Source organism: Candidatus Synechococcus spongiarum SH4 (assembly GCF_000586015.1).
Taxonomy (GTDB): domain Bacteria; phylum Cyanobacteriota; class Cyanobacteriia; order PCC-6307; family Cyanobiaceae; genus Synechococcus_B; species Synechococcus_B spongiarum_F.
This window is the reverse complement of record NZ_JENA01000009.1, coordinates 1-18,512: the sequence shown is the minus strand read 5'-3', so window position 1 is coordinate 18,512 and position 18,512 is coordinate 1. Positions and strand designations below refer to the sequence as shown.

At 63.7% G+C, this 18,512-nt stretch carries 17 protein-coding genes, 1 tRNA gene, 3 pseudogenes and 2 riboswitches; of the genes and pseudogenes, 11 read left to right on the top strand and 10 right to left on the bottom strand.

Going from position 1 to position 18,512, the window contains the following annotated elements:
- The 6 genes and pseudogenes from BG35_RS12930 to BG35_RS0101120 all read left to right on the top strand — a co-directional run.
- Positions 1–399: pseudogene (locus tag BG35_RS12930) on the top strand (sensor histidine kinase); the annotation flags it as partial.
- 98 nt (positions 400–497) lie between these two features.
- The gene (locus tag BG35_RS0101140) at positions 498–920 is read left to right on the top strand and encodes a photosystem I reaction center subunit II PsaD (protein ID WP_025781322.1); all 423 of its coding nucleotides are present in this window, start codon (positions 498–500) and stop codon (positions 918–920) included.
- Positions 921–955: 35 nt separating this feature from the next.
- Complete coding sequence (locus BG35_RS0101135; RefSeq protein ID WP_025781321.1) at positions 956–2,470, top strand: anthranilate synthase component I family protein; 1,515 nt, start codon at positions 956–958, stop codon at positions 2,468–2,470.
- Positions 2,467–3,654: a glutamate--cysteine ligase gene (gshA, locus tag BG35_RS0101130; RefSeq protein WP_025781320.1), complete on the top strand. Its 1,188-nt coding sequence runs from the start codon at positions 2,467–2,469 to the stop codon at positions 3,652–3,654. Before BG35_RS0101135 ends, gshA begins: the two co-directional genes overlap by 4 nt.
- 59 nt (positions 3,655–3,713) lie before the next feature.
- A pseudogene (ppc, locus tag BG35_RS09735) lies at positions 3,714–6,639 on the top strand (phosphoenolpyruvate carboxylase).
- A 27-nt stretch (positions 6,640–6,666) separates the two neighbouring features.
- Positions 6,667–7,113: a hypothetical protein gene (locus BG35_RS0101120; protein WP_025781319.1), complete on the top strand. Its 447-nt coding sequence runs from the start codon at positions 6,667–6,669 to the stop codon at positions 7,111–7,113.
- 40 nt (positions 7,114–7,153) lie between these two features.
- Here BG35_RS0101120 and BG35_RS0101115 read toward each other — a convergent pair.
- A tRNA-Arg gene (locus tag BG35_RS0101115) sits at positions 7,154–7,227 on the bottom strand.
- 22 nt (positions 7,228–7,249) lie between these two features.
- On the opposite strand from BG35_RS0101115, the pseudogene recF reads away from it, so the two are divergent.
- Positions 7,250–8,406, top strand: a pseudogene (gene recF / locus BG35_RS09730) (DNA replication/repair protein RecF).
- Positions 8,407–8,470: 64 nt separating this feature from the next.
- On the opposite strand, the gene BG35_RS12925 reads toward recF, so the two are convergent.
- The 5 genes from BG35_RS12925 to BG35_RS0101080 form a co-directional block, all read right to left on the bottom strand.
- On the bottom strand, positions 8,471–8,641 hold the full coding sequence (locus BG35_RS12925) for a hypothetical protein (RefSeq protein WP_161632492.1): 171 nt from the start codon (positions 8,639–8,641) through the stop codon (positions 8,471–8,473).
- Between the two features lie 191 nt (positions 8,642–8,832).
- A riboswitch (Glutamine riboswitch) is annotated at positions 8,833–8,888 on the top strand.
- A 227-nt stretch (positions 8,889–9,115) separates the two neighbouring features.
- Entirely contained in the window at positions 9,116–10,489 is a 1,374-nt protein-coding gene (gene thiC, locus BG35_RS0101095; protein ID WP_025781318.1) for a phosphomethylpyrimidine synthase ThiC, read from the bottom strand.
- 34 nt (positions 10,490–10,523) lie between these two features.
- Positions 10,524–10,622, bottom strand: a riboswitch (TPP riboswitch).
- A 5-nt stretch (positions 10,623–10,627) separates the two neighbouring features.
- Complete coding sequence (locus tag BG35_RS0101090) at positions 10,628–11,326, bottom strand: HEAT repeat domain-containing protein (RefSeq protein WP_025781317.1); 699 nt, start codon at positions 11,324–11,326, stop codon at positions 10,628–10,630.
- Positions 11,327–11,444: 118 nt separating this feature from the next.
- Positions 11,445–11,873, bottom strand: coding sequence for a DUF1818 family protein (locus BG35_RS0101085; RefSeq protein ID WP_071994738.1), 429 nt, complete (start codon positions 11,871–11,873; stop codon positions 11,445–11,447).
- A complete protein-coding gene (locus tag BG35_RS0101080; RefSeq protein ID WP_025781315.1) occupies positions 11,830–12,051 on the bottom strand; it encodes a DNA-directed RNA polymerase subunit omega in 222 nt (73 codons plus the stop codon). The genes BG35_RS0101085 and BG35_RS0101080 overlap by 44 nt, the downstream gene beginning before the upstream one ends.
- A gap of 52 nt (positions 12,052–12,103) precedes the next feature.
- On the opposite strand from BG35_RS0101080, the gene BG35_RS0101075 reads away from it, so the two are divergent.
- On the top strand, positions 12,104–13,105 hold the full coding sequence (locus BG35_RS0101075; protein ID WP_025781314.1) for a ribonuclease Z: 1,002 nt from the start codon (positions 12,104–12,106) through the stop codon (positions 13,103–13,105).
- A gap of 68 nt (positions 13,106–13,173) precedes the next feature.
- On the top strand, positions 13,174–13,710 hold the full coding sequence (gene psbV, locus BG35_RS0101070; RefSeq protein WP_025781313.1) for a photosystem II cytochrome c-550: 537 nt from the start codon (positions 13,174–13,176) through the stop codon (positions 13,708–13,710).
- On the opposite strand, the gene BG35_RS09725 is transcribed toward psbV, so the two are convergent.
- From BG35_RS09725 to serA, 4 genes are all read right to left on the bottom strand, one after another.
- Positions 13,701–14,180: a DUF8632 family protein gene (locus tag BG35_RS09725; protein WP_236619732.1), complete on the bottom strand. Its 480-nt coding sequence runs from the start codon at positions 14,178–14,180 to the stop codon at positions 13,701–13,703. The two genes, psbV and BG35_RS09725, sit on opposite strands and share 10 nt — an antisense overlap.
- Positions 14,181–14,253: 73 nt before the next feature.
- Entirely contained in the window at positions 14,254–14,553 is a 300-nt protein-coding gene (locus BG35_RS0101060; protein WP_025781311.1) for a ferredoxin, read from the bottom strand.
- 190 nt (positions 14,554–14,743) lie between these two features.
- Entirely contained in the window at positions 14,744–15,667 is a 924-nt protein-coding gene (gene prmA / locus BG35_RS0101055; RefSeq protein WP_025781310.1) for a 50S ribosomal protein L11 methyltransferase, read from the bottom strand.
- Complete coding sequence (gene serA / locus BG35_RS0101050) at positions 15,651–17,237, bottom strand: phosphoglycerate dehydrogenase (RefSeq protein WP_025781309.1); 1,587 nt, start codon at positions 17,235–17,237, stop codon at positions 15,651–15,653. The genes prmA and serA overlap by 17 nt, the downstream gene beginning before the upstream one ends.
- Positions 17,238–17,293: 56 nt before the next feature.
- Here serA and BG35_RS0101045 point away from each other — a divergent pair, with 56 nt between their 5' ends.
- Complete coding sequence (locus BG35_RS0101045; RefSeq protein ID WP_025781308.1) at positions 17,294–17,785, top strand: hypothetical protein; 492 nt, start codon at positions 17,294–17,296, stop codon at positions 17,783–17,785.
- Positions 17,785–18,512, top strand: a 728-nt coding sequence (locus tag BG35_RS0101040) for a photosystem II electron transport protein, Sll1252 family (RefSeq protein WP_025781307.1), incomplete at its 3' end; no start/stop codon positions are given. The genes BG35_RS0101045 and BG35_RS0101040, both read left to right, overlap by 1 nt.

Here is an 18,512-nt window from a genome sequence, read left to right as displayed (position 1 = left end):
CAACACAGGCGGTGGCAGCAACAGCTTGAACACTATGGAATTCGGGTCCAGTTGGAATTGAAGCACAGTCTCCCGGACATCATGAGCGATCCCCTGCTGTTGACGCCCATGTTGGCCGGTGTGGTGGAGCGCTTTGCCCAGGGGTTGCGTTCGGGGACCATCCTCCGGGTGATCCTGACCCGGGCCGGGGGGAACTTGCGCCTGCAACTGCGGGGGGATAGCCAGCAGGGCCTGAACGACCCCGGAGAGACCCATCTGGGCGCTGTTCTCACCTGGAAACCCGAGACAGGACGCCTCCATCTCAGCCGCGCCGCCATTCGGCAACTCTTCAGCAGTCTGGGGGGACGCATGGCTGAGCGTGGCCCTCAGCAGTTGACCATGTTTCTTCCCCTGGCCTGAGCCGGCCACAGCATCAGGCTGTAAAGAGGCATTCACAGTGGCAGGAAGATCGGGTCGCCCTGTTGCTAGGCTTTTCTCACGTCTCTCCCCGATTCCCCATGTCAGAGGTGCTCAACGGCCAGCTTCCGGCCTATGTGGGCAGCACCGGCGGCCTTCTCGATGCCGCCGAAACCGAAGAGAAGTACGCCATCACCTGGACCAGCAAGAAAGAACAGGCTTTCGAGCTGCCCACGGGGGGAGCCGCTCTGATGCACAGCGGTGAAAACATCATGTATTTTGCCCGCAAGGAGCAGTGTCTGGCCCTGGGCGCCAGCCTGCGCACCTTCAGGCCCAGGATCAACGACTACAAGATCTACCGGATCTTCCCTGGCGGGGACACCGAATACCTGCATCCCAAGGATGGGGTGTTCCCCGAGAAGGTGAATGAAGGTCGTCCCGTGGTCAACCACAACCCTCGCTCCATCGGCAGCAATGTCAACCCTGCCACCATCAAGTTCGCCGGGAAGAAGGTCTACGACTGAAGGACTGCCCAACGCTCCCGAAGAGTCCAGGGCGCGTGATTAGTCTCGAAGACATCAGACGGCGGGCCAGCCAGGGGGAAACGTTTCTCCCCATCTGGACAACATGGTCCGCCGACCTGGATACTCCTGTCTCCACGTGGCTGCGCATCAGCCCCGGCAGCCCCTATGGCGTGCTCCTGGAGTCCGTGGACGGTGGAATCCACGTTGGGCGCTGGAGTGTGGTGGCCAGCTATCCCCTCTGGGTGTTTGAAAGCCGCGGTGATCGGAGCATGCGGCTCTGGCGGGACGGCCGCTGTGACGTCTACTCCGGTAACCCTCTGGAGCGGCTGCGGCGCGAGATGCGGCCCTACCGGGCTGGAGCGGTTCCCGGCTGCCCAGCCCTGGGCCAACTGTTCGGCATGTGGGGCTATGAACTCATTCGCTGGATCGAACCCACCGTCCCTGTCCATGGGGCGGCTGAAGGAGACTGTCCCGATGGGCTGTGGATGCTGTGCGATCACCTGCTGCTTTTTGACCAGGTGCGCCGACTGCTGACGGCGGTCTCCTACATCAACCTGCATGATCAGCCGGACCCGGAACAGGCCCTGGCGGACGCCCGACTCCGGCTTCAGCGGTTGCAGCACTGCATGTTGACAGACAGCCAGGCTCAACCCCTGGCCTGGCAGCACACAGCCTCCAGGCAGATACCCACAACAGCCAACCGCAGCCGCGCCAATTTTGAAGCGGCGGTCCACAAGGCCCGGGAACACATCATGGCCGGAGATGCGTTCCAACTGGTGCTCAGCCAGCGCCTGGAGGCCACCCTGCCCCATGAGCCCTTTGCCGTCTACCGCAGCCTCCGGTTGGTGAACCCCAGCCCCTATATGGCCTACTTCAATTTCGGGAACTGGCAGCTCATCGGCTCCAGCCCCGAGGTGATGGTCAAAGTGGAGCGGCGGGAGGACGGGAAGCGGCTGGCCACGTTGCGGCCCATTGCCGGCACCCGGCGGCGCGGCGCGGATCCCGCAACCGATGCAGCGTTGGCGGAGGAGTTGCTGGCGGACCCCAAGGAACGCTCCGAGCATGTCATGCTGGTGGACCTGGCCCGCAATGATCTGGGCCGGGTTTGCCAGCCAGGCACCGTGCAACTCAAGGACCTGATGGTGGTCGAACGCTATTCCCACGTGATGCATCTCGTCTCGGAGGTGCGTGGTCAGTTGCAGGAGACCTGTGATTCTCTGGACGTGCTGGTGGCCTGCTTCCCCGCGGGGACCGTCAGCGGCGCCCCGAAAATCCGCGCCATGCAGTTGATTCACGAGTTGGAGCCGGATCGCCGTGGACCCTATTCCGGTGTCTACGGCTCCATGGACTTGCAGGGCGCCGTCAATATGGCCATCACCATCCGCACCATCCTGGCCAGACCCGAAGCGTCAGGCCGGTGGCGCATTGCCGTTCAAGCGGGTGCGGGGGTGGTCTGCGAGTCTCAACCCGCCCTGGAATACGAGGAGACCATGAACAAGGCCCGTGGAATGCTGCGGGCCATCACCTGCCTGGAGGTGGACCACCCATGACAGCCCCCCTGCTGCTGAAGGGCTTTGAGGTGGAGATGTTCACCGGGCGATCCGACGGCGCCATTGTGGGGTGTGCCGACGACGTGGCCCGGGCGTTGCCCGGCTTCATGGTGGAGCCGGATCGCCGCAACCTGGAATACGCCACAGCCCCCGCCGCGGACTACCACCAGCAGTTGCGGCAGTTGCTGGAACCCCGGCGCACCTTGCGGGCTTGGCTGCAGCGCCGGGATCTCACCCTGGTGCCCGGCAGTTGCCTCAGCCTGGGGGATAGCCGTCGCTTCGAGCGGTCCGACCCCGCCAACCCCTACCACAGCCTGATCGAGCGGGCCTACGGCACCCGGGTGGCCACCGCCAGTGTTCATCTGAATTTCGGCATTGCCGATCCGGAACGCCTCATGGCGGCTTGTCGGCTCATGCGCTGCGAAGGGGCCCTGCTGCTTGCCCTCAGCGCCTGCTCCCCGTTTCTGGATGGTCGGGTGACGGGGGCCCACTCCCAACGCTGGCGTCAGTTCCCCGTTACGCCCCCCTGGATTCCCCTCTTCCTCGGCCATAACCACTACATCCGCTGGATGGAGGAGCAGTTGCAGCTTGGCGCCATGCACAACGTGCGTCACCTGTGGTGCTCGGTGCGGCCCAACGGCCGGCGGCGCCCCTACGAGATTGATCGCGTTGAGGTGCGCATCTGCGACCTGCTGGACGATCCTCTGGACTTGCTGGCTGTGGCCAGCTTTTGCGAGTTGCGACTGCTGCAGTTGTTGGCGGACCCCGGGCGCCAGGATCCACTGTGGGCCAGCACCATGGATGTCGATGCCCTGGCGGCGTTGGCGGACAGCAACGACCAGGCCGCATCTCGCCAGTCCCTCGCGGCCCGGCTGCACCACTGGCGGGACGGCCATGGGCTGACGGCTGCCCAGTGGCTGCGCCAGTCTCTCCAGGACGTGCAAGGTCTGGCGGAGTCTCTGGGTCTGGAGGGCTGGCTCCGGCCCCTGCACAGTATTCTGAGACACGGGAACCGCTCCATGCGCTGGCTGCGCGCCCATGGGGAAGGGGAGTCCATCCGCGCCATTGTCGGGCGAGAGGCGGTGGCCCTGGAGTGCCGTGAGCATGAGCTTCATCAACGGCTGGGTGACGGGTGTCCCGTCACAGCCTCTTTTGCGCCGACCACCTCCCTTGCTGCACCATGATCCAGGCGCTTCACACCTCTTACACCGACCTCCCCAATGCGGACAAGGGCGTTACCGGGATGAGGCTGGACACGCCGCGGCTGCTTCAGGAACGGCTGGGTCTCATTGAAGAGCTTTGGCACACCGTGCTCAACCATGAGTGTGACCAAGCTGTGGCGTCCCGGCTGACACACCTCAAGCAGCTTTGCTTCGAGGCCGGTAGCGGGGATGCCATCATCGAGCTGGTGCGCACGATGGACCTGAGTGAGGCCATCATCGCCGCCCGGGCGTTCTCCTTGTATTTCCAGTTGGTCAACATCGTTGAGCAGCAGATCGAGGAAGATCGCTATCGCTCCTCCGTCCAGGCGGCCTACGCAAAGGGTCCGGTTGTGGAGAATCCCTTCGCGCCGCCACTGCCCCTCGGTTCGGCCCCCATTCCCCTGCGCACGTTGTTTCGGCGGCTGCGGTGCCTCAACGTGCCGCCGGGCCAACTGGAGACGCTGCTCAGCAGGATGGATATCCGCCTGGTGTTTACAGCCCATCCCACGGAGATCGTGCGTCATACCGTGCGTCATAAGCAGCGGCGGGTCGCGGATCTGCTCACGCGGTACGAGCAGCTGGATGAGGCTGGTCGTGTGGAGGATCAGGAAATGATCCGCCGCCAGTTGGAGCAGGAGATTCGCCTCTGGTGGTGTACCGACGAACTCCACCAGTTCAAACCCTCCGTGCTGGACGAAGTGGACTATGCCCTCCTCTACTTTCAGGAGGTTCTCTTTGACGTGCTGCCCCAGCTTAACGGGCGCTTGCGGCGGGTTCTGCACCGCAGCTACCCGGATGTGCAACTGCGCAGTGAGGCGGTGATCACCTTCGGCTCCTGGGTGGGGGCCGACCGGGACGGCAACCCCTCCGTCACGCCGGACGTGACCTGGAGAACCGCCTGCTACCAGCGCCAGCTCATGCTGGAGCGCTATCTCGGCGGGGTGGAGACCCTGCGCACGGAGTTGTCCCTCTCCATGCAGTGGAGTCAGGTGAGCAGCGACCTGCTGGAGTCCCTGGAGTTGGATCGGCTGTGCTTCCCGGCCGTCTATGAACGGCTGGCGGCCCGGTACCGCCTGGAACCCTACCGGCTCAAACTCAGTTACATCCTGGAGCGGCTTCACCGCACCCACGCCCGCAACAAGGCGCTGAACAAAGCGGGTTGGGATTCCCCCCTGCCCCAGCCCCGCGCCAAGGACATCACCAGCAATGCACCCCTGGGCCAGGATCTGGCCGGCCCGCTTCACTATGGCTCCTATCTGGATTTCCGCCAGGACCTGGAGCTCCTGCAGAAGAGCCTTCTCCAGACCGGCTTGAGGAACACGGGTCTGGAGTCCTTGCTGACCCAGGTGAGCAGTTTCGGCTTTTCCCTGGCGGCCCTTGATCTACGGCAGGAGAGCAGCCGCCACAGCGATGCCCTCGACGAGATCACCCGCTTTTTGCAACTACCGGCCTACAACGCCATGGACGAGGAGGCCCGGGTGCAATGGTTGCTGGCGGAGTTGCAGACCCGGCGGCCCCTGGTGCCAGCCGCAGTGGCCTGGAAGGACAGCACCCGGGAAACACTTGACGTGTTCCGTATGCTCAAACGCCTTCAGTTGGAGTTTGGCGAGCGCACGTGTCGCACCTATATCATCTCCATGTGCGCCAGCGTCTCCGACGTGTTGGAGGTGATGGTGCTGGCCAAGGAAGCCGGGCTGGTGAGCGCCCCGGACAGTCAGGCATCGCTCCTGGTGATCCCCCTGTTCGAGACCGTCGAAGATCTGCAACGGGCCCCGCGAGTCATGGAGCGTCTCTTCAGCACGACCACCTATCGGGAGCTGCTGGAGCGCTGTGGCCGAGGGGCGGAAGAGAACGCCCTGTTGCAGGAAATCATGCTGGGCTACTCCGATAGCAACAAGGACTCCGGGTTCCTCTCCAGCAACTGGGAAATTTATCGCGCCCAGCAAGCTCTGGCGGTGCTGGCCCGGAGCCATGACATTCGCCTGAGGCTCTTCCACGGTCGGGGCGGCTCCGTGGGTCGGGGCGGCGGCCCCGCCTACCAGGCCATCCTGGCCCAGCCTGGAGGCACCCTGGAGGGACGCATCAAGATCACCGAGCAGGGGGAGGTGCTGGCATCCAAGTACGCCTTGCCGGAGTTGGCGCTCTACAACCTGGAAACCGTCACCTCCGCCGTGATCCAGAACAGCCTGCTGGGGTCTCGTCTGGGGGAGCATCGGGAGTGGAGCGAGTTGATGAGCCGCCTGGCCCGGCGCTCCCGCAGCCACTACCGGGCTCTGGTCCATGACGATCCCAACCTGGTGCTTTTCTTCCAGCAGGTGACACCCATCGAGGAGATTTCCATGCTGCAAATTTCCTCCCGTCCCGCCCGGCGCCGTGGCGGCGCCAAGGATCTCTCCGGCCTGCGGGCCATTCCCTGGGTGTTTGGCTGGACCCAGAGCCGCTTCCTGCTACCCAGTTGGTATGGGGTGGGTTTTGCCCTCAACCAGGAGTTGCAGGACAACCCTGAACAATTGGACGTGCTCCGTGAACTCTACGGCCGCTGGCCCTTCCTGCGCACCCTTGTTTCCAACGTGGAAATGACGTTGGCCAAGGTGGACCTGCAGCTTGCGGAGCACTATATGAAGTCCCTCAGCAGGGAAAAATACCGGGACGCCTTTGAGGCCATTTTTGCCCGCATTCGCCAGGAGTATGAACTCACCCGCTCCCTGGTGCTGAAAATCACCGGCCATGGGGAACTGCTGGCGGAGGATCCGGGCCTTAAGCTGTCGGTGGAACTGAGAAACTGCACCATCGTGCCGATTGGGCTTCATCCAGGTGGCGTTGCTGCGTCGGCTACGGGAACAGGTGCGGCAGCCCCCGTTGCGGGAGGAGCAGGAGCAGGAGCGCACCTACAGCCGCAGCGAATTGCTGCGGGGCGCCTTGCTCACCATCAACGGCATCGCTGCGGGGATGCGCAACACAGGCTGAGGAGAGATGGCCATACCACGTCCGGCAGTGACGCTTCCCCAAGGCTGGCTGGTGTTGCAGGATCCGGACCGCCCTGATGCCGCAGCCGTGAATCGACTGCTCCAGGCCTGCGGTCAACCGGAGCGCACCGTTGAGCGGGTGGACTTGGCGTTGCAGCGCAGCGAGCTTCTGGTCAGTCTTTGGCGTCCCGCCCCTGACGGTGCGGGCCACCAGTTGGCGGGTCTGGTGCGGGCCACCAGCGACCGATCCTTGAACGTGAATCTCTGGGATCTGTGCGTCCTTGGGGACATTCAGCCCAGGGGCCGCTACATTCACCTCCTCATGGGAGCCATGCTGCTGAGGCTGCGCCGTGATCTGGCGGGATGCAGTGTTTCCATGATGGCCGGGGCGGAGGACGTGCCGGAACTGGAGCGCTTCGGCTTCCTGGAATCCCCCAAGGGGATTCGCGCCATGGCCCTTCAACTCAGGCCGTGAGAATGCCGTGAAGCCAGAGGCTGTGGAACAACCGGGGAAGCGGGCATGGAAGGATTCGAACCCTCGGCTTTCAGAACCGGAATCTGACGCTCTATCCAACTGAGCTACATGCCCATGGGCATCATTGTAATCCACCATGCCCCCCCTATCCAGGCTGGAGCTCCAGCATTTTCGCAGCTACCACAAGGCGTCCCTGCAGGTGGAGGCCAGCCGGGTCATTGTTGTTGGCGCCAACGGAGCAGGTAAGTCCAACCTGCTGGAGGCTGTGGAGTTGCTGGGCAATCTGCGCTCTCATCGCACCGCCAGCGACGGGGACCTGATCCAGTCGGATCAGACCGACGGCTGGATCCATGGCTGGATCGGCGCCGACGGGCTGGAGCACATCGGGTTGCATCTGCGCCAGCGGGGGGGCGTCAGGGGTTGCGCAACCAACACCCTCTATCCCGTCAACTGGATCTTCTGGGGGCGTTCCGTTGTGTGTGCTTCAGTTCCCTGGATCTGGCCCTGGTGCGTGGTGAGCCCGTGCTCCGCCGCCAGTGGCTGGATCGGGTGGTGTTGCAGTTGGAACCCGCCTACGGGGATCTGCTCTCCCGTTACGGCAGATTGCTGCGGCAGCGCTCCAGCCTGCTGCGCCGCCATGGGGAAGCCTCCCCCCATCATCACCTGACGGCCCTTCTGGATGCCTATGACCAGCAGATGGCCAATCTGGGGGCACGTCTTCATCGGCGCCGCCAACGGGCACTGGTGCGGCTCGATCCCCTGGCCCGGAGTTGGCAGAAGCGGCTGAGCGGCGGGCAGGAAATCCTGAGCCTCCTCTATCGCCCCGGCACGGACCTGCCCCCAGGACCTGCCCCGGATCAGGGGAACCGTACGTTGCTGGCCTGGCAAGGGGCGCTGCAGCAGCAATTGGTCCACCAGCGGGCTGTGGAACTGCGTCTGGGAAGTTGCCGTGTCGGACCCCAACGGGATGAAGTGGCGCTGCAACTCAACGGACAGGCGGCCCGTCGCTATGGATCAGCCGGCCAACAGCGCTGCATGGTGCTGGCATTGAAGATGGCCGAGGCGGCCCTGGTGGCCCAAGTGAGTGGGGAGGCGCCGGTGCTGCTGCTGGATGATGTGTTGGCGGAACTGGACCCGGACCGCCAACTGCTGCTTCTGGAGGCCATTGGCCAGCAGCAGCAATGCCTGCTGAGCACAACGCACCTGGATCGCTTCATTGGCGCCTGGCGCCGTGACGCCCAGTGCATCAGCGTCCGCCGGGATGGGGAAGGTTCAATGCTGAGCCCCTTTTGACCTGCTCCTCTCCCTGACCTCTCCACCCTGAAGGACGAGGCTTGTATCCCTGGGCAGTCTGTGGTCAGTAGGGTTGATTCAGGTTTGAAGGCTGCACAGTGGCTTCATCGGAGGGGGTTGGTTGCTGACTGCCCAGAAAGAGCCAGGCTCCCCCCACGGCAACCAGCGCAACCAGCACAATCAGCACCAGTTCCCCCACAGTCAAGCCCTGTTCCCGCAGGGAGGGAGTTGTCAAGGCGCGGGAAGAACGAAATCCGGAAGGAGCCAGTGGAGTGCCCATCATGTCTGGTGCCGAGTCTATTAAGGTCAGGTGGTGAGGCTAAACCAATCCACACCGAATCAACTCAACCACCCCGGGAGAAGATCCTCCTTCATAAAAAGCCATACTACTTGTCGAAATTCTGTAGCAACTGCTACTGTTTGATTCTCGTTGACCTGATGCTCAGGCGGAAGTAGGGTTCTTCGACCCGAAGCAACGCACCACGTCCCACACAACCTGGAGGTGCAATCCCATGTCCATCATCACCGTTCACTATCTGCAGCGGCTCCGGGAGGAGGCCGCCCGTCGCGCCAAGGAACTGGCCTACCGTCGCCGCGTTGACCTGCACGAACCGTCAGTTTCCCTCGGCTGACCCGTTGTCCGCCGTTGCCGAAAGCTCCCCCAGCGGGGAGCTTTTTTGGGTTCATGGATCAGCGGGCCTGGGGATCGTCAGCCGGTCTTGGCCTGATCCTTGGCCAGCGCCTGCTCCAGGGCGGCAACGTCCTCGTCGGTGATCTTGGTTTGCATGGGGCAGTGTTTGGGGCCGCACATGGAGCAGAACTCCGCCTGTTTATAGATATCGGCCGGGAGGGTTTCATCGTGATAGGACCGGGCCCGCTCCGGATCCAGGGAGAGTTCAAACTGACGGTTCCAGTCAAAGGCGTATCGAGCCCGGCTCAACTCGTCATCGCGATCCCGAGCCCCGGGACGATGGCGGGCAATGTCTGCGGCGTGGGCGGCAATTTTGTAGGCAATCAGCCCTTCCCGCACGTCTTCAGCGTTGGGGAGCCCCAGGTGCTCCTTGGGGGTCACGTAACACAGCATGGCTGTTCCATGCCACCCCGCCAGCGCCGCGCCAATGGCCGAGGTGATGTGGTCATAGCCGGGAGCAATGTCGGTTACCAAGGGTCCCAGCACGTAGAAGGGGGCTTCGGAGCACTCTTCCATCTGCTTGCGCACGTTGAATTCGATCTGGTCCATGGGCACATGACCCGGACCCTCCACCATCACCTGAACGTCATGGTCCCAGGCGCGCCGCGTCAACTCTCCCAAGGTGTGCAGTTCCGCCAACTGGGCTTCATCGGAAGCGTCGTGTTGACAGCCGGGGCGCAGTGAATCCCCCAGGGAGAAACTGCAGTCGTAGCGTTTGAAAATCTCGCAAATGTCGTCAAACCTTGTGTAGAGGGGATTTTGACGGTGGTGGTACAGCATCCACTGGGCCAGAATGCCGCCCCCGCGGCTCACAATCCCGGTAATACGCCCCCGCACTTTGGGCAGGTGCTCGATGAGGAGGCCGGCATGGATTGTCTGATAATCCACCCCCTGCTGGCAATGTTTCTCGATAATGTGGAGAAAATCGTCTTCATCCAGCTTCCTGACCGATCCATGGACACTTTCCAGTGCCTGATACACGGGCACGGTGCCAATGGGCACGGGTGACGCCTGGATGATGGCTGTGCGGGCCTCGTCCAGATTGACGCCGCCGGTGGAGAGATCCATCACGGTGTCAGCCCCGTACCGCACCGCCAGGTTCAGCTTCTCCACCTCCTGCCCCACGTCCGAGGTGGTGGGAGAGGCGCCAATGTTGGCATTGACCTTGCAACGGGCCGCAATGCCGATCCCCATGGGCTCCAGGTTGACGTGGTTGATATTGGCGGGAATGATCATTCGCCCCCGGGCCACTTCTTCCATCACCAGGGAAGGGGGGAGGTTCTCCCGTTGGGCCACGTGGTCCATTTCTTCCGTCAGCAGACCCTGACGGGCATGGTGCATCTGGGTTACGTTGCCCTGGCCTTTGCGGGCGGCCACCCATGTGCTGCGCATCGGAAATCCTGCAAAGAGCGCACCAGAAGCCAGGATCACGACAGGCTCACTTCCCTACGGCGGTACAAACCGCGTCAGGTTCGGAGGGTGTGATCTCAGCCGTCACGTGGTGACGGCACCCCTAGTGATGCTGGAAATCTAGGCCGAAAATTCCGACTGTGGGCCACTGTCCAGTTTGAGTGCGGATTCCATGGTTGCAGCCACAACCCGATAGTCGGGATCCCGGCGCAGTTCCAGGCGACGGCGGCGGGCCGCTTCTCCGGGAAAGTTCCCCAGGGTGCGGGCTGCCGTGCGGCGGATCACCCAGGGGTTGTCTTCATGGGTGGCGGCCAGCAGCAGGGTTTCCGCCTCCCCCGCAAGGGGGGAGCCCACCAGCGCCCCCAGCAACTCCAACGCACTGCAGCGCACCGTATCGTCGTCCCCCTCAAGACCCTGACGCGCCACTTGCAACTGCACGCCGGGATCTCCGCACTCGGCCAACGCCGCAAGAATGCTGTGGCGCACCAGCCAGTGATCATCCTGGGCAAACAGTTGCAGCAGAAGGGAAGTGCAGCGCTCAAAGCCGAACCAGCTCAGGGCGCTGGCGGCCTCTGCCCGCACGTTGGGATCCTTGTCCTGCCGCGCCCGCTCCAGGAGGGCATGAAAACCGGCCTCCGTGCGCTTCTGCCCTAGGCCCATGCAGGCAAAGGAGCGAATGATGAACGTGTCGCTCCCCAGCGCCGTCAGCAGGATGGGCTCTGCATCAGCGGTGCTGTGGCGCCGCAGCGCCACCAGCGCTTGCAACCGCTTGCCGTGGTCGGGGCCACAGAGGGCGGCGCGAATGGCGGCAAGATCCACGGCGACAGGGGCAGGGATCTCCATCTTCCTGCTGAACGGCGCCTGTTGCGAGGCTCCGTTGCCTCAACATTACCCATTCACCACACTGGACTGCGCCCCCGTCATGGGAACTGGCCCGTCAAGCCTGCAGTGGCCCGGAGTACTCCAGTTGCTGCAGCGCCAGGGCCAACTGGGGACTGGCCTGGGCCGACCAGACCCCTTCACAGCCGCGATCAGCTTCCGGTTCCAGGAGAAAGCGCAGGGACCAGGAGGCTGCCGTGCCACACAACTCCAGCCACAAACCACGGGATTCATGGTTGATGGTGATGGATTCTTCCGCCATCAACTGCTCCGCCATGACGCTGTGTTGATGCACCAGCACCGCCACGCCATGGCAGAGGGCCTGAAGCTCGGCGGCCCGTAGCTCACAGGCCCAGCCCTCGCCCCCCACCAGAGCCACAAAGGGCCTGGCAGGATCCACGGCCAGGCGCCAGCCATCCCCTTCCCGTTGGAGGGGCGGAAGATCAGGCCAGCAACTCCGGGGTGAGTTGTTCGTCGGAGAGTTCAATGATGGCCCGCTGCACGGGTTTGATGTCGCTTTCTTCCAGCAGCCCCTCAAAATCGTCAAAGTGGCGCTGCTTGGCGCGGAAGGCAATCCGCGCCGTGGTGAGGTAGCGGTTGGACGCATTGGAGATCAGCAACTCCATGCGACGGGAGAGATCCCTGGCCGAATACTGTCTGGTCATGGCTCCAGTGTAGCCGGCCAGCGCACAATGGGTTCATTCCCCGTTCCCATCGTTGCAGGTCACCTTCCTGGGCACCAGTTCCGGCGTGCCAACCCGTCAGCGCAACGTGTCGTCTCTGGCGGTCCGCCTTCCCCAGCGCAGTGAGCTCTGGTTGCTGGATTGTGGCGAGGCCACCCAGCATCAACTGCTGCGCAGTCCCCTGCGGGTATCCCAACTGCGGCGCATCTTCATCACCCACATGCACGGGGACCACGTCTTTGGCTTGCCGGGGCTGTTGGCCAGTCTGGGCATGGCGGGCGCATCAACGGGTCTGGACCTGTATGGACCCCCCCCCTTGCAAAACTTTGTGGAGTCGGCCCTGCGGTTCTCTTCCACCCGCCTGAGTTATCCGCTGCGCTTTCACGTCAACGTCCCTCCCCCGGAAGGCCATGTTCTTTTCGAGGATGATGATCTGGTTGTGGACTCCCGCCCGCTCCGGCACCGCATCCCGGCCAGCGGGTTCCGCATCGGGCAGAAGCCCCGGGCGGGGCGGTTCGACGTGGAGAAGGCCAGGGCCCTGGGCATTCCCCCAGGCCCCCTCTACGGCCGCCTCAAGAAGGGGGAAACCGTTTCCGTGGGTGGCCGCACCATTGCAGGGTCCAGCCTTTGCGGCCCGCCCCGGCTGGGGGTGAGCCTGGTGTATGCCACCGATACGGTGTTCTGTGACGCGGCTGTGGACCTGGCCCGGGGGGCGGACCTGCTGGTCCATGAGGCCACGTTTGCGCATCGGGATGGGGAAATGGCCCTGCAGCGGCTCCATTCCACCACCACCATGGCGGCGCAGGTGGCCCTGGCTGCAGGGGTGGGCCGGTTGGCGTTGACCCATTTCAGCCCCCGTTACATGCCGGGCCAGGCCATCGGCCCCGATGACCTGCTGGCGGAGGCCCGGGCCATTTTCCCCGCCACCGTCATGGCTAAAGACTTCCTTACTCTGGAATTGGCGTCCAAATCAGACGAGTCAGGCCTGGAACGACCCCGCCCTGAACCGTTTCCGCAACACTCTCTGACGAGTTAAAGCTGATGGGGGCAAGGAGGCTGAATTGCGTGATACAAGGAATTGTGGCCTATCAGCATCACCCACCGATGAACAGCTTTTTGCACCGCCTCACCACTGGACTGGGCTCCATGGCCAGGCGCTGCGGCGCGCTCTTGGCGGTGTTCTTGCTGCCCCTGGCAATGCTGGGCAATCCCGCTGCCGCCCATGGGGCCAACTGGAATGCGGATACGTTGACGGTTCTTCAGAACGCCCAAGGGGACACAACGCTTCTGACGGAAGCTGAGGTCAAGTCGGGCAAGGCCACGTTCAACCAGAGTTGCGGAAGCTGCCACGCCAGCGGCATCACCAAGACCAACCACAACGTCGGGCTGGATCCGGAGACCCTCTCCCTTGCGACGCCGCCCCGCAACTCCATTGAGAGCTTGGTGGACTACCTCAACGACCCCACCTCCTATGACGGGGAGTACTCCATCGCCGATCTGCATCCCAGCCTGCGCAGCAGCGACATCTTTCCAAAGATGCGTGATCTCTCGGACGACGACCTGCGCCTCATTGCCGGCTACATCCTCGTGGCCCCCAAAGTGCAGGGGGATTCCTGGGGCGGCGGCAAGATCTATTTCTGAACCATCCGCTGCTTCCCATCCCCCTGGGACTTAACGCTGAAGAGGGACCCATGGTTGACCGTCAGGTCAGCCGCGGGTCCTTCTGATGTTCGGATGTTCTGCGCGGGAGGGTTGGATGCTGCAACCCCATCGGGGTGACGAGGGGAGGGCTTGCTGTACCACCACTCCTGCAACTCCGGGCTGAGTCGCTCCGCAAACAAGGTGAGAACGGTTTTGGTGGGACGTAGATCAGGCTGGAGCAGCTCAACGGCATAGCTGGGGCTGCGCTTGCAGGACAGATCAGGCACAAAGCGGCGCCCAATCCGCCGCCAACTGGGCTCCTTGCTGCGCCACTGCAGCCGACAGCAGGGCCAGGGCAACTCTTCCCGGTCAAACAGGCGACAGCAAGGCCCCAGCACCTGGAAGCTGTACTGACCACCAGGGCTGGGGTGCTGACTGCGGTGGGCGAGCAGGGCACGGGTTGGTCCCATCGCAGTGATCGAGGCGGGGAGCGCCACCCGCCGGCAATGCGGGTGGGGGAGGGCGGAAGACTGTGGAGAAGGTTTAGTAGAGGTCCTCCTCGGCGTGGGTGGTAATGACGCAATCGGAGGTGGGATAAGCCACACAGGTGAGCACAAAGCCTGCCTCAATCTGGTCGTCATCCAGAAAGCTCTGGTCCGACTGGTCGACGGTGCCGCTGGTGAGCTTGCCGGCACAGGTGGAGCAAGCGCCGGCACGGCAGGAGTAGGGCAGATCCAGTCCTGCTTCCTCCGCCGCATCAAGGATGTATTGGTCGTCCGAGACGTCAATGGTCTCGTTCAGACCTTCGCTTTCGTTGATGAAGGTGACCTTGTAGGAAGCCATGAATTCAGGATGTAGAGCAGAGCCTGGCAAAGCCCGGTCCTGCGGGACGACACACTTTTACACCCACTTGTGACCAACCTCACACCCTCGGGGCGAATCTCTAGCAAGATCAATCGATGCATTCATGGCTGATAAGTGCTACTTATTGCCCCAGGCTGACAGAGATGGGGTTTCAGGGGCAGGCCCAGGATCAGGACCAAGCTGTGAAGGCCAGCAATGCCCAGTTCTGACAGGTGTCTGCCAGTTCTGTTCTCCAGCCCAGGTCCGCCAGGCGCTTCTGCACAGCATCAGCCTGGCTGATCAGCAACCCACTGAGCCAACCCTGTCCCCCCGTGGTCTTCAGTAGTTGGGCAAAGTCGGGCGCCAACTCCATGATCACGGGCGCGAGGATGTTGCACAGCAGCACATCCGCCCCGAACCCCACCCACGGGAGCAACGCCTTACTGGAACCATGGACCACCTGCAACCGTTCAGGACCATGGCCATTGAGGGCGCCGTTCTCCCGGCTTGTGGAAACGGCCATGGGGTCCACGTCGCTGGCCGCCACCCGGGCCGCCCCCAGGGCCAGAGCCGTGATGCCGAGAATACCGCTGCCACAGCCCAGGTCCACCACCAGCGCATCCTTCACAACTCCCTGGTGGCCCTCCAGCGCTTCCATGCAGAGGCGGGTGCTGGGATGTTCCCCCGTGCCGAAGGCGCGGCCCGGGTCAAGTCGCAGGACCCGACGATGGCGCTGCTCAGGGGGGCAGTCCAGCCAGGCCGGCAGCACCAGCAAGGCGTTGCCAACGGGATCCGGCCGCCAGTGCCGCTTCCAACTGCTGGACCACTCTTCCCATGTCTGCCGGGCAAGGGAGAATCGGGGCGCAGGAGCCTGGAAGACCGCCGCCAGGGTGGCGAGGGACACCGCCAGTTGGCGCACCTGCTGTTCCGACCATGCCTGGCGATCCGCCCAGGCCAATACTGTGACAACCTCCCCCCTGTGGGGCTCACGCACCGTGGCGGTGTGGTGAATTCCCACCTGCTCCAACCGCCAGAGCAGAGAGTCCTCCACCACAGGGCTGCAGGTCCACGCCAGCCTCCACAGACCGTCGGCCCGGCTAGAGGCTGACGGCATGGGCCTCGCGAATGCCCTCAATGCTGGTGATGTCGTCCAGCAGAGTTTCCGGAATCGGATCATCCACACTCAACACCATCACCGCATCCCCCCGCATGATGCGGCGACCCACCTGCATGCTGGCGATGTTCACGTTGTGCCGCCCCAGCAGGGATCCCAGCCGGCCGATAATGCCGGGCATATCCCGGTGACGGGTAAAGAGCATGTGGTTGCTGGGGGGCACGCTGATGGGGAAGGAATCCACACTGGTAATGCGCAGTTCATCCCCGGCAAAAACAGCCCCTGTGAGCTGGTGAAGGCCCGAACTGCTCCGACAGATGAGTTGAAGGGATCCGCCGCTGTAGTCCCGGGAGGCTTCATCCTTCACCTCCAGAACCTTGATGCCGCGACTTCTGGCCTCCAGACCGGCATTGACGTAGTTGATCCGCTCCCCCAGCGCCGAACTCAACAGCCCTTTGAGGGAGGCGGTGACCAGGGGCTGGCTCGGTTGAGCAGCCAACTCCCCCTGCATGCGCACTTCCAACTCCTGCACGTTGCCTCCGGCCAGTTGGCTGATGCAATGGCCCAGATGCTCGGCCAGGCTCAGGTGCGCCCGCAACTTCTCCATCAGATCGGGACTCAGACCCGGGATGTTCACGGCGCTGCGGGCAGGGAGTCCCAGTAGAACGTCGCGGATCTGTTCAGCCACGTCAATGGCCACGCTGGCCTGGGCCTCGGCGGTGGAGGCGCCAAGGTGGGGGGTGAGGATGAGGTTGCCCCGGATGGAGCGCAGGGGGCTCCCGGCCGGGAGGGGTTCACTGGCATAAACATCAATGGCGGCGCCGGCAATGGTGTTGTTGCACAGCGCATCCGCCAGAGCCGTCTCGTCCACCACGCCGCCCCGGGCACAGTTGATGAGGCGCGCTGTGGGCTTCATGCGCTGCAACAACCTGTCTCCCACCAGATTGACCGTCTCGTTGGTGCGGGGAATGTGCAAGGTGATGTAGTCCGCCTCTTCAAACAGAGCGTCCAGTTCCACCAAGCGCACCTGCAGCTTTTGCGCCCGGGCATTGGAGATGAAGGGGTCATGGGCCAGCACCACCATGCCCAGGGCCTGGGCAATTCTGGCCACGTGGGCGCCAATTTTGCCCAGGCCCACCACCCCGAGATTTTTTTTGTAAAGTTCGTTGCCCAGGTACCGTTTGCGGTCCCAGCGCCCGGCCATGGTGCTGGCATGGGCCTGGGGGATGTTGCGGGTGAGCGCCAGCATCATGGCCAGGGCATGTTCAGCGGCGGCGATGGTGTTGCCCTCGGGAGAGTTGACCACCAGCACACCGCGGCGGGTGGCGGCCGTCACATCAACGTTGTCCACGCCAACACCGGCCCGGCCAATGATCTTGAGATGGGGAGCGGCATCAATGACCGCTGCGGTCACCCGGGTGCCGGAGCGGACCATCAATGCGTCATAGTCCGTTATGGCGCCCAGCAACTCCTCCTCCGACAGCCCCGTGCGCACATCCACATGGGCCACCTGGGAGAGGATGTCAATTCCAGCTTGGTCAATGGGATCGGAGACCAGAACTTTTGTCATGCGCCCTGCGACAGTGCCGTTGGTGCAGTGTAGTGACTGGTTGTCCCCCTCCACCCATGGCCATTGCTGTTGTGGTGCTTGATCGCCATCAGGACCTGTGTACCCTCCGCCAGCAGTTGGCGCAACTCGCCACGCCCCTGGCCCGCCTTCAGGCGGTGGGACCAGGGGAAACCCCGTTCGTCCAGGTGGAGGCGCTCAATCCTCAATTGAGCCAACAACGGCTGCAGCAAACCATGGCCTTCTGGCTGGCGCCCTTCGGTTTCTTTGCCGGGGTGACCTTCACCGTCATGACCAATCTGGACACGTTTGCCTTTGCCGGCCCCTGGGGCAATCGCCTGATTGGCGGCCTGCTGGGGATGATCGCCGGCTTTCTGGGCAGCTTCGCGGCCAGTTCCGGCGTGGACGGCGGCAATGAAGACCGCCTGCGTCAGCTTCGCAACCGTAGCGAAGAAGGCTGCTGGTTGCTGGTGGTGGAATCAAGGGCAGGACAGGATCTGCCGTGGAAGGCGCTCCAGCGGGTGCGTCCCCAGGCGGTGGTGGCCCTCTGATGGCTCCAGCCGCAGCCCTGGACCATGTGTTGGCGGTGGCTGAGGCGGCCCTGCGCAACTGGCGGCCGGAGCCAACGGGGTTTCTGGATCCCGAGGAGCGCTTTGCTGTGGAGCCCGTGTTGCAGCAGCGCAGTGGCCTGCACTGGCGTGGTTACGGCGGCATCACCCCCGCCGAACGGCAGCGGCTGCTCCTGGCCCGGGAAGAGCTGCCCCTCGGTGACGTGTCCATGGACTTTGCCCTGGTGGCGTTGAAGGGCAACTTCCTCTTTGATCCCGCCGAACTGGAGGATTTTGAAGCGGCCCTGCTGACAACAGGCGTTGATCCCCGGGAGTGGGGGGACGTGATCCTCCTGGGGGAAAACGGCGCCCAACTCATCGCCACGCCAGCCTGCGCCGCTGCCCTGGACGGACGTTCCCTGCAGGTGCGCACAGTGGTGGTGGAAGCCGGCGCCGTGCCCTGGGACCACCTGCGCCATCAACCCCGCCAGCCCCGCACCGTCACCACCGTGGAAGCCTCCTGCCGGCTGGATGCCGTCGCTTCGGCAGGGCTGGGCCTGTCCCGGGCCCGCATGGCGGCCGCCATCGGCGCCGGCCGGGTGCGCCTCAACGGCCGCACCGTGTTGCGTCCCCACACCGAGTTGCAGGTGGGGGACGTGGTGGTGTTGCGGGGACGGGGCGAACTGCGCCTGCAAAGCCGTACCCTCACCCGTCGCCAGCGCTGGCGCCT